This is a genomic window from Allosaccharopolyspora coralli, from assembly GCF_009664835.1.
In the GTDB taxonomy this organism is placed as follows: domain Bacteria; phylum Actinomycetota; class Actinomycetes; order Mycobacteriales; family Pseudonocardiaceae; genus Allosaccharopolyspora; species Allosaccharopolyspora coralli.
Map to the genome: position 1 here is coordinate 3,424,663 of NZ_CP045929.1, position 15,335 is coordinate 3,439,997.

Consider the following 15,335-nt stretch of genomic DNA (forward strand, 5'->3'; position numbering starts at 1 on the left):
AGGACGGCGGTATATTGGAGGGTCGGGCCGAACGGCACGTGACGGTCGTCCTGCCCGTTCCTCCGCAGACACGCCAGCACCAAGGTGGAGTCCCTTTGTCCCACGCCCGAGGTGACCGGGAGACCGTCCGTACCGCCGACCTCGACGCCGAACAGCAGTACGTCTCGATGCTCTACGACAAGCTCGACGCGGTGCGTCGTGAGACGGCGCAACGGCTCGCCCGCACGCTGCGGGAAACCGGCGGCACACCGCAGGCCCGCACCGAACGTGACGTGTCGACGACGATGTACACCGACACGCTCACGCAGCTCAGCGCGGTGGAGAACGGGTTGTGCTTCGGCAGGCTGGACCTCGACTCCGGCGAGGATTTCCACATCGGACGGATCGGCCTGTTCGACGAGGAACACGAGTACGAACCGTTGCTCATCGACTGGCGCGCCCCCGCGGCCCGCCCGTTCTACCTGGCGACCGCCGCGTCACGGGACGGCGTGCTGCGCCGCCGCCACATCCGCACCCGGCAGCGCACGGTGGTCGACCTCGAGGACGAGGTGCTCGACCTCGACGCCGCGCACGAGGGCAACGACCTCGGTCTCGCGGGTGAGGCGACGTTGCTGGCGGCGCTCGATGCGCGGCGCACCGGGCAGATGCGCGACATCGTGGCGACGATCCAGGCCGAACAGGACCGGATCATCCGCGCGCCCATGAACGGCGTGCTCGTCGTCCAGGGCGGCCCGGGTACCGGCAAGACCGCGGTGGCGCTGCACCGTGCCGCCTACCTGCTGTACACCTTCCGCGAGCAGCTCTCCCGCCGGGGCGTGCTCGTGGTCGGGCCGAACACGACGTTCCTCCGCTACATCGGGCAGGTCCTTCCGTCGCTGGGCGAAACGGGCGTGTTGCTGTCCACTGTGGGCCAGCTCTACCCCGGAATCGACGCCACGGCGGCGGAATCCCCGGCGTCCGCGGAGATCAAGGGGCGCCTCGACATGGTCAAGGTCCTCACCGCGGCGATGAAGGACCGCCAGCAGGTACCGAAGGACCACATCGAGGTCAGCTTCGACCGGGAAGCACTGCGGTTCCACCGCAAGGACTGCATGCAGGCCCGCACCCGTGCCCGCCGTTCGCGGCGGCCGCACAACGAGGCGCGGCGGGTGTTCCGGACCGAGATGTTCACCGTGCTCACCGAACAGGTCGCCGACCGCCTTGGCCGGGACCTGCTCGACCAGCGCGACCTCGACGAGATCAACACCGAGCTGCGCGCGGATCCGGCGGTGAACAAGGTTCTCGACGATCTGTGGCCGCAGCTGACTCCGCACGAGGTGCTCTCCGACCTGTGGAGCTCACCGGCCCGGCTGGCCACCGCGACCCGCAAGATCCTGGACGAGCGGGAGCGCGACTTGCTCTCGCGTCCTGCCACGGCGGAGTGGACGCCTGCGGATGTGCCGCTGCTCGACGAGCTCGCGGAGCTGCTTGGTGAGGACGATTCCGCCGCACGGGCGGAACAGGAGCGCGAAGAACGCGAACAGCTCGCCTACGCGCAAGGCGTCCTGCACATCATGGAGCAGGACGAAGAGATCGCGGACGAGGAGCGCCTCCGCGTGTCCGACGTTCTCGACGCCGAGTTGCTGGCGGAGCGCCACGAACACCGCAGTGAGCTCACCGCAGCCGAACGCGCGGCCGAGGACCGCACCTGGACGTTCGGGCACGTCATCGTCGACGAGGCACAGGAGCTGTCGGCGATGGCGTGGCGAGTGCTCATGCGCCGCTGCCCGAGCAGGTCGATGACGCTGGTCGGCGACATCGCCCAGACCGGCGCCTCCGGTGGCGCCGAGTCGTGGGACGCCGTGCTGTCCCCCTACGTCCGGCAACGCTGGCGCTACGAACAGCTCACCGTCAACTACCGCACGCCGTCCGAGATCATGAACATCGCGGCGGAGGTGCTGGCGGCCATGGACACCGAACTGAGCCCTCCGACCTCGGTGCGTTCCAGCGGGTTTCCGCCGTGGGTTCGGGAAATCGCCGACCCCGGCGTCGAACTCGGCGGGATCGTGAGCGAGGAGATCGCGGCCGTGGAAGGAACGGTCGCCGTACTCGTGCCGTCCGCGCTCCACGACGAGATCGGCGACTGGTTGGAGTCCGAAGTAGACTCCCTTGTTCTCGGGCGCACACCGGAAGACCTCGAGAGCAGCGCGGTGCTGCTCACCGTCGAACAAGCCAAGGGCCTGGAGTTCGACTCGGTCGTCGTGGTCGACCCCGAGGCGATGCTGGCCGACTCGCCGCACGGCACCAACGACCTCTACGTCGCGCTCACCCGTAGCACCCAACGCCTCGGCATCGTCCACACCGGCACCCTCCCGGAGGCCCTCACGCCCCTCGCGGAGTGAGCCACGTCGGTGGGGCGAACGGCACTTTCGCCCCACCACACGAGGCGAACGTGCCGTTCGCCTCATCACCGCTCAGGTGCGAACGGCACTTTCGCCCCACGAGACGAGGCGAGAGTGCCGTTCGCACCTTTCGGCTCGTGTGGTGTGAGCTTCACCCGTAGTTGTCCACAGGGCATCGTTTTGTCCACAGCTTCACGATCGTGTCCTGGTGTCTGTCGGCCGTCCTGGCGACGCTGACGACATGAGGAAGCGGAGAATCATCGATTGGGATCTCGTGGACAGCTGCGCGACGCGCGGAGTCATCACTGTTCGCGAACTCGAAGAACTGGGCGTGCCGCGGCAGACGATCTCCCGTCGGCTCCAGGCAGGTGGGCCGTGGACGCGTCTGTTACCGGGCGTGGCGCTGCTTGCCACCGGTCCACCCACCGTGGATCAACGTATCGAGGCGGCGCTGCGCTACGCGGGCCACGCCGCGACGGTGACCGGTCTCGCAGCAGCGGCCAAGCACGGCTTACGCCGGTCGCCACAGGTCGAGAGCGTGCACGTGCTCGTGCCATCCGATCGGCGCCGCCGAGCTCAAGCTGAGTTCGTCCAGGTTGAGCGCACACAACGGCTGCCCGAGCCGGTCCACGTTCACACGACGCCCATCGCTCCGCTCCCCGCGCCGTGCTCGACGGCGCACGACGGTTCACCGAATTGGACCGAATCCGCGCACTGCTTGCCGAACCCGTACAACGCGGACTGACGACAGCGGACGAGTTGACCGCCGAACTCGAAGTCGGTTCACAGCGGGGAAGCGCGCGGGTCCGGGTGGTGCTCGAGGAGATGCGCGCGAATGTCCACTCTCCTGCCGAGTCCTGGGGTTACCGCATGGTCGAGGGAACAGCGTTCGCGGCGATGAGGTGGAACCCTCGTATCCTGGACCGGAACGGCCAGCTGCTCGGGATACCCGACGGGTGGATGGACGACGTGGCGCTCGCATGGCAGATCGACTCAAGGGAGTTCCACCTCGCTCCGGCGCACTACGAGGCGACCGTCCGCCGACACACCGCGATGACCTCAGCGGGGATCACGGTCGTGCACACCCTGCCCTCGCAGCTTCGGAGGGAACCGTCCCAGGTGCTCCGCGATCTGCGTCGGGCCTACGAGCACGCACAGCGTCGGCCGCGTCCACCGGTCACGGCGGTCGCACAGACCGTCCCGCGCGCGGCATAAGAGGCGAACGGCACGTTCGCCTCACCACACGAGGCGAAAGTGCCGTTCACCTCATCACCACTCCGGTGCGAACGGCACGTTCGCCTCACCACACGAGGCGAAAGTGCCGTTCGCGCCTCCCGCTTCGCTCAGACCGCCAGGGGGAGGGCGGTGGGGTGAACCGGGGACGGCAGGTCGGACTCGCCGGTGAGGTGCTCGTCGACCGCGTTGGCCACCGAACGACCCTCCGCGATCGCCCACACCACCAGCGAGGCACCACGGTGGGCGTCGCCGCAGACGAACACGCCCGGCGCGGTGGTCTCCCAGTTCGAGCCGCAGCCGATGCTTCCGCGCGGGCTGAGTGCGATACCGAGTCCCGGCAGCAGGTCCATGTGCTCCACACCCTCGAAGCCGATCGCGTAGAGGGCGAGGTCGCACGGCAGTTCCTGGACCTCGTCGGAGGTGGGCACGACTTGCCTCCGGCCGTCCGCGTCGCGCTCGACCTTCACCTCACGCAGCCGCACCGCGCACACGTTCCCGTTGCCGTCGTCCACAAAGGATTCCACGGCGACCGCGAACTTCCGCTCACCGGCTTCCTCGTGCGCCGGGTACGTGCGGAGGATGTACGGCCACGTCGGCCACGGGGACTGGTCCGGATCCCGTTCACTCGGCGGCTGCGGGTAGTTGTCCAGCTGAGTCACGCTCGCCGCGCCCTGTCGGGTCGCGGTGCCGTAGCAGTCGGCTCCGGTGTCACCGCCACCGATGACGAGAACGTGCTTGCCCTCGGCGGAGATGGTGGTCGGACCGTCGCCCTCGACCTCCTTGTTCGCCGGAACGAGATGGTCCATCGCCATGTGCACACCGTTGAGCTCGCGCCCGGGAACCGTGCGGTCGTCACGACCACGAAGGGCGCCGACAGCGAGGACCACCGCGTCGAAACCGGCACGCAGGTCGTCGACGCCGAGGTCCACCCCGACCTCGCAGTTGGTGATGAACTTGGTGCCCTCGGCACGCATCTGCGCGAGCCGACGATCCAGGACGGACTTCTCCATCTTGAACTCGGGAATCCCGTACCGCATCAGCCCGCCGATGCGGTCGTCCCGCTCGTGCACGACGACTTCGTGACCGGCACGGCTGAGCTGCTGCGCGGCGGCCAGGCCCGCAGGACCCGAGCCGACCACGGCGACGCGCTTGCCGGTGCTGATCTCCGGAACCTGCGCGGTGACGTAGTCGTTCTCCCACGCCACCTCGGAAATGGTCTCCTCGACTCGTTTGATCGCGACCGCGCCACCGGCCTCCGGCGAGATCGCGAGCACACAGCCGGCTTCGCACGGCGCAGGACACAACTTGCCCGTGAACTCCGGAAAGTTGTTCGTCGCGTGCAGCCGCTCACTGGCGGCCTCCCAACGACCGCCACGGACCATGTTGTTCCACTCGGGAATCAGGTTCCCGAGCGGGCACCCTGCGGATCCACTGTGGCAGAACGGGATTCCGCAGTCCATGCAGCGCGCGGCCTGCGTCGAGACCTGCTCCGCACGCTCCTCTGTGGACAGCGCGGCGTATACCTCGTTCCAGTCACCGAGGCGATCGTCGGTCGATCGTTTCGGCGCGTTCCGGCGCTCGTACTTGAGAAAACCGTGCGGATCAGCCACGGGACGCCTCCATGATCGCCTCTTCCTCGTCCCGTCCCTCGGCGCGGGCGAGCCGGGAGGCTTCGAGCACTCGCTGGTAGTCGCGCGGCATCACCTTCGTGAACGCCGCCGAGCGGCGCGGCCAGTCGCCGAGCAGCGACGTCGCCACCGCCGAGCCGGTGAGGTCGCGGTGGCGTTCCACGACCTCGCGCAGCCACTTGAGGTCCTTCGCGGTGGGGCGCTGCAACTCGACCATGGCGGTGTTCGCCCGGACCGGATCGAGGTCCAGCACGTAGGCGATTCCGCCGGACATGCCCGCCGCGAGGTTGCGGCCGGTGCTGCCGAGCACCACCGCCCGGCCACCGGTCATGTACTCGAACGCGTGGTCACCGGCACCTTCTGCGACGGCGAGCGCGCCGGAGTTACGGACGCAGAACCGCTCGCCGACCTTGCCGCGCAGGAAGAGCTCGCCGCCGGTGGCGCCGTAGCCGATCACGTTGCCCGCGATGACCTGCTCCTCCGCGGCGAACGCCGAGTCCGGGTGCGGACGGACGAGGATCCGTCCACCGGAGAGTCCCTTGCCGACGTAGTCGTTGGCGTCGCCGACGAGATCCAACGTGACGCCGGGCGGCAGGAACGCGCCGAACGACTGTCCGGCCGAGCCGTCGAACTCGACGTGGATCGTGTCGTCCGGCAACCCGTTCCCGCCGTAGCGGCGGGTGACCTCGGCGCCGAGCAGGGTGCCGCCAGTGCGGTTGACGTTGCGCACCGGCAGCTGCAACCGCAGCGGGTGTGCGTCCTCGAGACCGGCCTCGGCGAGCTGGATGAGCGTGCGGTCCAGCGCGTGCTCCAGACCATGGTCCTGCTCGCGAACCCGGCGACGCACCGAGGAGTACGGCGTCTCCGGTTCCTCGAAGACGGGTCCGAGGTCGAGTCCCTGGGCCTTCCAGTGCTGCAGCGCCTCTTCGGTGCGCAGGGCCGAGACCTGGCCGACCGCCTCGTCGAGACTGCGGAAACCGAGCTCCGCCAGGTATTCCCGCACTTCTTGGGCGACGAACTCGAAGAAGTTCACCACGTGGTCGGCCTGACCGGTGTAGCGCGCCCGAAGGTCCGGGTTCTGGGTGGCCACGCCGACCGGGCAGGTGTCGAGGTGGCACACGCGCATCATGATGCAGCCCGCCACCACCAGCGGGGTCGTCGCGAAGCCGTATTCCTCGGCCCCGAGCAGCGCCGCCACCATCACGTCGCGCCCCGTCTTGAAACCGCCGTCGCACTGGACCGTGATGCGGTCACGCAGGCCGTTGACGCGCAGCGTCTGCTGCGCCTCGGCCAGGCCGATCTCCCACGGGCTTCCCGTGTGCTTGAGCGAGGTCAACGCGGCGGCACCGGTGCCCCCGTCGTGCCCGGAGATCATGACCACGTCCGAGTGCGCCTTGGCGACCCCAGCGGCGACGGTGCCGACACCGGTCTCGGAGACGAGCTTGACCAGGACCCGGGCCCGCTCGTTGGCGTTCTTCAGGTCGTGGATGAGCTGGGCGAGGTCTTCGATCGAGTAGATGTCGTGGTGCGGCGGCGGCGAGATGAGGCCGACGCCGGGCGTGGAGTGCCGGGTCTTGGCGATCCACGGGTACACCTTGTACCCCGGAAGCTGACCCCCTTCTCCGGGCTTGGCGCCCTGCGCCATCTTGATCTGGACGTCGTCGGCGTTGACGAGGAACTCGCTGGTGACGCCGAATCGCCCGGAGGCGACCTGTTTGACCGCCGAGCGACGCTCCGGGTCGTAGAGCCGGTCAGCGTCCTCGCCGCCCTCTCCGGAGTTCGACTTGCCGCCGAGCCGGTTCATCGCGATCGCGAGCGTCTCGTGCGCCTCGGCGGAGATGGCACCGTAGCTCATCGCGCCGGTGTGGAACCGCTTGACGATGGAGCTGACCGGTTCGACCTCCTCGATCGAAACCGGTTCGCGGTCGCTGTCGAAGCCGAACATGCCGCGCAGGGTGCCGCCCTCTCGGGAGAGCCGGTCGACCTCGGCGGTGTACTCGCGGTACTTCTCGTAGGCCCGGGTCTTCGTCGAGTGCTGCAGCGCGAAGACGGTTTCCGGGGTGAACAGGTGGATTTCGCCCTCACGGCGGTACGAGTACTCGCCGCCGACCTCGAGCCTGCGGTGCACCCGATCGGTCGGGTTGTCCGGGTACGCACGACGGTGGCGCACCGCGACTTCCTCGGCGAGCACGTCCAGACCGACACCGTCTAATTTGGACGTCGTGCCCTTGAAGTACTGCGCGACGAGGTCCCGGGACAGTCCGACGGACTCGAAGACCTGCGCGGCCGTGTACGCGCCGACGGTGGAGATCCCCATCTTGGACATCACCTTGAGCACGCCCTTGACCAACGCCTGCACGTAGTTGCGCACGGCGGTGCGCGGCCGGATCCCGCTGATCTGGCCGGTGGTGATCATGTCCTCGATCGTCTCGAAGGCCAGGTACGGGTTCACCGCGGCGGCACCGTAACCGAGCAGGGTGGCGATGTGGTGCACCTCGCGTGCGTCGCCGGTCTCCACCACGAGCGCGACCCGCAGCCGTTCCTTGGTCCGCACGAGATGGTGGTGCACCGCCGAGACGAGCAGCAGCGACGGAATGGGCGCCCGCTTGTGGTCCGCGTCGCGGTCGGAGAGCACGAGAATGCGCGCGCCGGACGCGATCGCCTCGGACGCGTCCTGTTTGACGCGTTCGATCGCGTCCGCCAGCGCGTCGCCGCCACCGTCCACTTCGTACAGTCCGGAAAGGATGGAGCACGCGAACCCGGGCAGGTCGCCGTCGGAGTTGATGTGGATGAGTTTGGCGAGCTCGTCGTTGTCGATGACCGGGTTCGGCAGCACCACGTGCCTGCACGACGCGGCCGAGGGTTCCAGCAGATTGCCCTCCGGGCCCATCACGCGCGCCACGGACGTGACGATCTCCTCGCGGATGGCGTCCAACGGCGGGTTCGTGACCTGGGCGAACCCCTGTACGAAATAGTCGTAGAGCATCCGGGAACGCTGGGACAGCGGCGCCATCGGGGTGTCCGAGCCCATCGACCCGAGCGGCTCGCCGCCGCTGGTGGCCATCGGCGCGAGCAGCAGCCCGAGTTCCTCCTCGGTGTAGCCGAACGCGAGCTGACGACGGACCACCGACTCGTGGCTGTGCACCACGTGCTCACGGTCCGGCAGGCTCTCCAGATGCATGAGCCCGGCGTGCAGCCACTCCCCGTAGGCGTGCTGTTCGGCCAGCTCGGACTTGACCTCCTCGTCGTCGACAAGGCACCCCCTGGCGGTGTCGACGAGGAACATCCGGCCCGGCTGCAGGCGGCCCTTGGCGACGACCTGGTCCGGTTTGAGGTCGAGAACACCGCTCTCGCTGGCGAGCACCACCCTGTCGTCGGCGGTCTGCCACCAGCGCGCCGGGCGCAAGCCGTTGCGGTCCAGCACCGCGCCCACGAGCTCGCCGTCGGTGAACGTCACGCACGCGGGGCCGTCCCACGGTTCCATGAGGCTCGCGTGGAACTGGTAGAAGGCCTTGCGTTTCGGGTCCATCTCGGCGTGGTTCTCCCACGCCTCCGGGATCATCATCAGCACCGCGTGCGGCAGGCTGCGGCCGCCGAGGTGCAGCAGTTCGAGAACCTCGTCGAACGAGGCCGAGTCCGAGCCCTCGTCCCCGCAGATCGGATAGAGCCGCGAGAGGTCGCCCGGCACGAGGTCCGATTCCAGGAGTGCTTCGCGGGCCCGCATCCGGTTGCGATTGCCGCGAACGGTGTTGATCTCCCCGTTGTGCGCGACGTAGCGAAACGGGTGCGCCAGCGGCCACGACGGGAACGTGTTCGTGGAGAACCGGCTGTGCACCAGTCCGATCGCGCTCTCCAGCCGCTCGTCGGTGAGGTCGGGGAAGAACGCGGGAAGCTGCTCGGTGGTCAACATTCCCTTGTAGACCAGGGTGCGGCTCGACAGTGACGGGAAGTAGACCTCCAGATCCTCGGCCGCCGCCACGTGCTCGGCGCGCTTGCGGAGGCAGAATGCCAGCCGGTCCAGCGCCAGGCCGGACTCTCCGGCGGCGCCCTCGGCGAACAGCATCGCGAAGTGCGGCATGCAGCCGAGCGCGGTCGGACCGACGCCGGCATGTTCCTGGGCGACCGGCACGTCCCGCCACCCGAGCACGCGCAACTGTTCCTCGGCGGCGAGGCGCTCGACGATCGCCACGGCCTTCGCCCGCTCGGCGGGGTCCGACGGGAGAAAGCAGACACCGGCCACGTACCGGGACTCGCCGGAGGCATCGGGTTCGGGCAGCGTGAAGCCGGCTTCCGCACGCAGCAGCCCGTCCGGCAGCTGCAGCAGGATGCCCGCGCCGTCCCCGCTCGTCGGCTCGGCGCCGGCGGCGCCGCGGTGCTCGAGGTTCGCCAGCGCCGTCAGCGCGTCCGCCACGATCGCGTGGGAACGCCGCCCTCGGATGTCAGCCACCATGGCCACACCACAGGAGTCCTGTTCCTCGTCAGGATCGTAGAGACCCTGGGGACCGGGATTCGCGGAGAACACCATGGCAGACCTCCCTCGTCGTCCTTGTGCTCGAGCCGACAGCTCGCGTCGTGACTGCCGGGGACGGGACGACATTGGCCCGCGAGATTTCCTACCGAACGGTTTCGCCGGACATGTCGACGTGCCGACGCACCGGGAAGGCCGACAAACGTTAACAGCCAGGTAAGGATGCGGTCGCTGTGAAGTGATTCTGACCATCTTCGACTCGTGGGGGAACCGCGTAGCTGGTCCGTTCCACGGAGCGCGTCCCCCAATCTAACCGGCCGTTACCCCTCATGGCACCCCTGCGTCCGGAATCCGGAAGGAGTAGCCATGGTCACCGTCCGCCTGCGGGGCGCCGCACAGCTGATATCTTTCCTGCTCAGGACGGCACACCACGGAACCGGCAGGCCACCGGCCCAGCTCGGCCTCCGAGGGAGAACCGTCCGGACATCGCGGAACGGATTCGGATGCGATTCCGGCACCGGCGAGGCATCGTCGACCATCGTGTGACGTCCCGAACAACACGACGGGAACCGAAGGAACTCCGTGTTCCGCGGCGGGGTGGTCACCGGCGAGCACCGAACCGTTCGGCGAGTCGCACAACCTGACATCCGGTGCACCGGGAACCCGGGTGGGAAACCCCATTCGCCGATCCCCGCACCCGCCGACCCTCGAGGACGCCATGACCGGGTTCCGCCGCCTCCCCGCGCTGCTGTTGACCACACTCGCGCTCGTCGCCGGTGTCACCGGCTGTGCCCAGCGCCCGCAGCCGACCGAGCCGCCGCCGGGACCGGTAGCGGACCCGGCGGCCTCGTTCCCGGCGAAGGTCTCACTGCCGGGGCAGGACTCGGTCACCATCGCCCAGCAGCCCAAGAGTGTCGTCTCGCTCAGCCCCACCGCCACCGAAACACTGTTCGCGATCGGGGCCGGCGAGCAGGTCACGGCCGTCGACCGGGACTCGACCTTCCCGAAGCAGGCTCCGCGCACCGACATCAACGCGCTCAACGCCGATGCCGCGACCGTCGGCTCGCACGATCCCGACCTGGTCATCGCCCCGGAGAGCGCCACCGAACTCGTCAACGGGCTCCGAGCCGTCGACGTGCCCGTTCTCGTCACACCCGCGGCGGAGAACCTGAACCAGGCCTACCGGCAGATCGAGGTCCTCGGCAAGGCCACCGGGCACGGCACGCAGGCACGCGATCTCACCGCCCGGATGCGCGGCCAGATCGACGAGCTGGTCCGCACGACCCCGAAGCCCGACCGCCCGCTGACCTACTTCCACGAGGTCAGTCCGGACTTCTACACGGCCACCTCGCGCAGCTTCGTCGGCAGCGTCTACTCGAAGTTCGGCCTGGTCAACATCGCCGACCAGGCGCAGGGCGACTTCCCGCAGCTCTCCGGCGAGGAGATCGTGCAGGCCAACCCCGACCTCGTCTTCCTCGCCGACACTAGGTGCTGCGGTGTCACCCCCGAATCCGTGACCCAGCGCCCCGGCTGGGGTTCGCTCGGCGCCGTCCAGAACAACCGCGTCGTGGCACTCAACGACGACGTCGCCGGTCGTTGGGGCCCGCGTGTGGTCGAGATGGCCCGTGAGGTCAGCAACGCCGTCACGAACGCTCAGAACCCCTGAGTACCCGACGCGCGACCCCGAGCCGCACCACGCTGCGGCCCACGCACCTGCTCGTCGCGTCCGTCGTCCTGCTGGTGAGCCTGCTCGCGTCGGTGCTGTTCGGGGCCGCCGAACTCGGAGTGGGCCGGGTTCTCGCCGAGATCACCGCCCAGCTCACCGGTGGTCTCTCGCCGCTGAGCGAACGTGAAGCCGCGATCCTGTGGGAACTGCGCGTGCCCAGGGCCGCTCTCGGTGTCGCCGTCGGCGCCGCACTGGCCGTGTCCGGGGCCGCGTTCCAGGGTGTCTTCCGCAATCCGCTGGCCGACCCGTACCTGCTCGGCGCCGCCGCAGGCGCGGGGCTCGGGGTCACGACCGTGATCGCGCTCGCGCCCGGTTGGGGTTCCGAGCAGGCTCTGGTGCAGCTCGCCGCGCTCGTCGGCTCGCTCGGAGGGGTCGCGCTCACCTGGACGATCGGCCGCTCCGCGGGATCCGACACCGCCACCCTCGTGCTCGCCGGCGTCGCCGTGACCTCGTTCCTCACCGCCGGTCAGACGTTCGTCCAGCAGATGCGCCTCGAGTCCCTGCAGCAGATCTACATGTGGATTCTCGGCCGCCTCGCCGTGACCGGCTGGGCCGAGGTGTTGTCGGTGCTGGTTCCGCTCGTACCGGCGGCGACGGTGTTGTGCCTGTGTGCACGACTGCTCGACCTGCTGGGCACCGGCGACGACGAGGCGACCGCACTCGGCGTGCGCCCCCGGGTGGTGCGGAGTCTCGTGCTCGTGTCGGCGTCGGTGGCCACCGCCGCCGCCGTCTCGGCCGCCGGGCTGATCGGGTTCGTCGGGCTCGTCGTGCCTCACCTCGTGCGGCTGGCCGCAGGCGGCAGCTACCGGATCATCGTGCCGCTCTCGCTGCTCTACGGTGGAGCGTTCCTGGTCGCGGCCGACATGCTCGCCCGCACCGTCCTCGCCCCCGCAGAACTACCGATCGGCGTGATCACCGCCTTCGCCGGGGCACCGTTCTTCGCCGTCCTGCTGCGCACCAGGAGTACGTCGTGAGCTCACTGACCGTTCGCCACCTCACCGCCGGATACGGCAAGGACGTCGTGCTCTCGTCGGTGTCGACGTCCGTGGACACCGGCTCGTGGCTGAGCATCATCGGCCCGAACGGCTCCGGGAAGTCGACGCTGCTCAAAGCCGTCGTCGGCATCGCCCGGCACACCGGCGACGTGCTGGTGGACGAGCAGCCGCTGCGCACCCTCGGACGCCGCGCGCGGGCTCGCCGCCTCGGCTACGCGCCGCAGATTCCCCAGCTGCCGGTGGGGCTGACCGTCACCGACTACGTGCTGCTGGGTCGCACCCCGCATCTGGGATTGCTCGGGCACGAAGGGCCGGCTGACCTCGCGGTGGTGCACGACGTCGTCAACCGGCTCGACCTCGACCATCTCGCGTCCCGGCCGCTGGCCACTCTTTCCGGTGGTGAACGCCAACGAGCGGTGCTCGCGCGGGCCCTCGCGCAGCAGGCCGACGTGCTGCTGCTCGACGAGCCGACCACCGGACTCGACGTCGGACACGCGCAGGCGCTGCTCGACCTCGTCGACGAGCTCCGGCGCGAGCACGGCACCACGGTCGTCACGACACTGCACGACCTCACACTCGCCGCGCAGTACGCGGCGCGGCTGCTTCTGCTCGACAACGGCACCGTGGCCGCCGAAGGTGAGCCGACGTCGGTCCTGACTCCGAAGACGCTCGCCGAGCACTACGACGCCCGAGTCACCGTGCTGCACGCCCCCGACGGCTCACCCGTGGTCACCCCCGTCCGCGACTGACGTGTAACCACGAGGCGAACGGCACTCTCGCCCCACCACACGAGGCGAAAGTGCCGTTCGCCTCAACACCGCCCATAAACGCCGGTGGGGCGAACGGCACTTTCGCCTCACCACACGAGGCGAGAGTGCCGTTCGCCTCGTGTGGTGAACTCAGGGTTTGTCGCCGGGGCGATCGGTGTCGTCGGGTGGACTGTCGGCCTCGCCGTCGGGTTCGACCTTCGTGGCTCCCGCAGGCTCGGACTCGTCCGTGCTCGCCGCGCCGTCGGATGCCTCGTCGGGCTCGTCGCCGGGCAGCGGCTTGCCCCACAGGCGCTCCGGGTCCTCGCGCTTGCCGCGGACGACGAGCAGGTAGGTCACCGCGAGCACGAAGATGATGATCGAGGTGAACACGTTGATACGGACGCCGAAGATGTGGGTGGCGTCGTCGGTGCGCATCATCTCGATCCACACCCGGCCCGCCGTGTACCCGGCGACGTAGAGCGCGAACACCCGGCCGTGCCCCATCCGGAAGTACCGGTCGGCGAGCACGACGAGCAGCACGACGCCCAGGTTCCACACCAGCTCGTAGAGGAACGTGGGATGCACGATCGCGACCGGCGTGTGGTCCACGGCGACACCCGCGATCGGGTCCGCGAGCCCGGTGTCCGGATCGACCCTGCGGTAGAGCTCCAAGCCCCACGGCAGATCCGTCGGTGCGCCGTAGAGCTCCTGGTTGAACCAATTGCCGAGGCGGCCGATCGCCTGCGCCAGCACCAGACCCGGCGCGACGGCGTCGGCGAACGCCGGGAGCGGGACTCCACGGCGGCGGCACCCGATCCAGGCGCCGACCGCGCCGAGCGCGACCGCGCCCCAGATGCCGAGGCCGCCCTCCCAGACCTTCAGCGCGTCCAGCGGATCCCGGCCGGGGCCGAAGTATTTGTAGTAGTCGGTGGCCACGTGGTACAGCCGACCGCCGACGAGGCCGAATGGCACGGCGAAGACGGCGATGTCGGTGACCGTGCCCTTGCGGCCACCACGGGCGACCCAGCGGCGGTCCCCCCAGATGATCGCCACCACGATGCCGACGATGATGCACAGCGCGTAGGCGCGGAGCGGAACGGGGCCGAGGTACCACACGCCCCGGTCCGGGCTGGGAATGGTGGCCAGGATCGACGTGGCCGAGGCGGGCACGGGGACAATCACGCAACCCACCGTATCGGTCTGCCCACCGCCCCCGCCCACGTGGTGCGAGGCGAGACCGCGAACGCGCACCGGTGCCGATGAGGAACGCGTCGTGAGCAGCTGCTGCGTTGGCGCGTGCGGTAGTCGGTGGCCCCACAACGGAGAGCAGCGCTGTGAGGGCACCGATGCGGCGGGCTGAGGTAAGGCTGGCCGCCGGTGGCGGTCCGCGAACCAGGCTGACCGAAGCGCGACCCCCGACTGAGGGGTTGACGCCGCTACGGCCAGGTTTCGATGACAGCGGCGTGTCCTGCGGCCTTGGCGAACTTGTGGTCGTCGGTGACCAGAGGCATGTCCAGCGACTCGGCCAGCGCCACGTAGACGGCATCGTAGGCGGTGAAGTTGTCCCGCAATGTCAGGGTTCGTCGTTGGTACGGCTGCATTGGGTAACGGAGCAGCGGCAGGTCTGCGAAGTCGATGAGCATCTGCTCTGCGCGCGCAAGCCGGATTCGGATCGCAGGCTTCGACGTCAGCAGCATGCCGCGGATGGCCGAGGCGACCTCTGCATCGATTGACGCCGGGGCATGGATGTGGCGATGCTGGCCGAACCGCTCACGCAGGTCGTCATCGGTGGCGCGATTCTGAAGCAACCGCACCACGATCGAGGCGTCGACTACGGTCATTACCGGCGGTCATCGTCAATGAACGACCGGATATCGTCGCCGTCGGCCTCGATGCTGTCTCGGGTCACAATCCGAGACAGAACCTCACCCATCGCCGGACGCGACGTCTCGTCGTGGATCAGTTCCCGCATGTAACTCGACAGCGACATGCTCCGGGCCGCCGCGCGAGCGCGGAGCACCTCGGCATCCTCAGCGGGGACGTCGCGAACCTGCACGATCTCAGTGCTCATACGGGCCATCTTACCTCAGTTTCATGAAACTTGCATGCATCGTCTGCATCGTGTCCGTATACGGTTCGCAGGTCAGACGCC

At 68.9% G+C, this 15,335-nt stretch carries 11 protein-coding genes; 6 read left to right on the plus strand and 5 right to left on the minus strand.

Annotated elements, in window-relative coordinates; translation table 11 throughout:
• Window positions 1-95 precede the first annotated feature (95 nt).
• From GIY23_RS16005 to GIY23_RS23065, 3 genes are all read left to right on the plus strand, one after another.
• Window positions 96-2,381: a HelD family protein gene (locus tag GIY23_RS16005; RefSeq protein ID WP_154077398.1), complete on the plus strand. Its 2,286-nt coding sequence runs from the start codon at window positions 96-98 to the stop codon at window positions 2,379-2,381.
• 241 nt (window positions 2,382-2,622) lie between these two features.
• Window positions 2,623-3,126 carry a type IV toxin-antitoxin system AbiEi family antitoxin domain-containing protein gene (locus GIY23_RS23060; RefSeq protein WP_228717322.1) on the plus strand — a complete coding sequence of 168 codons (504 nt, stop codon included), beginning with the start codon at window positions 2,623-2,625 and terminating at the stop codon, window positions 3,124-3,126.
• Window positions 3,078-3,596: a hypothetical protein gene (locus GIY23_RS23065; protein WP_228717323.1), complete on the plus strand. Its 519-nt coding sequence runs from the start codon at window positions 3,078-3,080 to the stop codon at window positions 3,594-3,596. Before GIY23_RS23060 ends, GIY23_RS23065 begins: the two co-directional genes overlap by 49 nt.
• 128 nt (window positions 3,597-3,724) lie before the next feature.
• On the opposite strand, the gene GIY23_RS16015 is transcribed toward GIY23_RS23065, so the two are convergent.
• On the minus strand, window positions 3,725-5,227 hold the full coding sequence (locus GIY23_RS16015; RefSeq protein ID WP_154077399.1) for a glutamate synthase subunit beta: 1,503 nt from the start codon (window positions 5,225-5,227) through the stop codon (window positions 3,725-3,727).
• Entirely contained in the window at window positions 5,220-9,770 is a 4,551-nt protein-coding gene (gltB, locus tag GIY23_RS16020; protein ID WP_154077400.1) for a glutamate synthase large subunit, read from the minus strand. Before gltB ends, GIY23_RS16015 begins: the two co-directional genes overlap by 8 nt.
• A 661-nt stretch (window positions 9,771-10,431) precedes the next feature.
• Between gltB and GIY23_RS16025 the strand changes: the two genes are divergently transcribed.
• From GIY23_RS16025 to GIY23_RS16035, 3 genes are read left to right on the plus strand one after another with little or no spacing between them, the layout of a single operon-like run.
• Window positions 10,432-11,379 (plus strand): ABC transporter substrate-binding protein, encoded by a 948-nt coding sequence (locus GIY23_RS16025; RefSeq protein WP_154077401.1) that lies wholly within the window; start codon window positions 10,432-10,434, stop codon window positions 11,377-11,379.
• The gene (locus GIY23_RS16030) at window positions 11,376-12,413 is read left to right on the plus strand and encodes a FecCD family ABC transporter permease (RefSeq protein WP_154077402.1); all 1,038 of its coding nucleotides are present in this window, start codon (window positions 11,376-11,378) and stop codon (window positions 12,411-12,413) included. Before GIY23_RS16025 ends, GIY23_RS16030 begins: the two co-directional genes overlap by 4 nt.
• A complete protein-coding gene (locus GIY23_RS16035; RefSeq protein ID WP_154077403.1) occupies window positions 12,410-13,183 on the plus strand; it encodes an ABC transporter ATP-binding protein in 774 nt (257 codons plus the stop codon). The genes GIY23_RS16030 and GIY23_RS16035 overlap by 4 nt, the downstream gene beginning before the upstream one ends.
• A gap of 150 nt (window positions 13,184-13,333) precedes the next feature.
• On the opposite strand, the gene lgt is transcribed toward GIY23_RS16035, so the two are convergent.
• From lgt to GIY23_RS16050, 3 genes are all read right to left on the minus strand, one after another.
• Complete coding sequence (gene lgt / locus GIY23_RS16040; protein ID WP_154077404.1) at window positions 13,334-14,365, minus strand: prolipoprotein diacylglyceryl transferase; 1,032 nt, start codon at window positions 14,363-14,365, stop codon at window positions 13,334-13,336.
• A 254-nt stretch (window positions 14,366-14,619) separates the two neighbouring features.
• Window positions 14,620-15,024 carry a type II toxin-antitoxin system VapC family toxin gene (locus GIY23_RS16045; protein WP_154077405.1) on the minus strand — a complete coding sequence of 135 codons (405 nt, stop codon included), beginning with the start codon at window positions 15,022-15,024 and terminating at the stop codon, window positions 14,620-14,622.
• Window positions 15,024-15,254 (minus strand): hypothetical protein, encoded by a 231-nt coding sequence (locus GIY23_RS16050; protein ID WP_154077406.1) that lies wholly within the window; start codon window positions 15,252-15,254, stop codon window positions 15,024-15,026. Before GIY23_RS16050 ends, GIY23_RS16045 begins: the two co-directional genes overlap by 1 nt.
• Window positions 15,255-15,335: the final 81 nt, after the last annotated feature.

Coding starts and splice junctions, on each gene's coding strand:
- GIY23_RS16045 (WP_154077405.1), bottom strand. CDS start 15,024: ATGACCGTAGTCGACGCCTCGATCGTGGTGCGGTTGCTTCAGAATCGC.
- gltB (WP_154077400.1), bottom strand. CDS start 9,770: ATGGTGTTCTCCGCGAATCCCGGTCCCCAGGGTCTCTACGATCCTGAC.
- GIY23_RS16025 (WP_154077401.1), top strand. CDS start 10,432: ATGACCGGGTTCCGCCGCCTCCCCGCGCTGCTGTTGACCACACTCGCG.
- GIY23_RS23060 (WP_228717322.1), top strand. CDS start 2,623: ATGAGGAAGCGGAGAATCATCGATTGGGATCTCGTGGACAGCTGCGCG.
- GIY23_RS16050 (WP_154077406.1), bottom strand. CDS start 15,254: ATGAGCACTGAGATCGTGCAGGTTCGCGACGTCCCCGCTGAGGATGCC.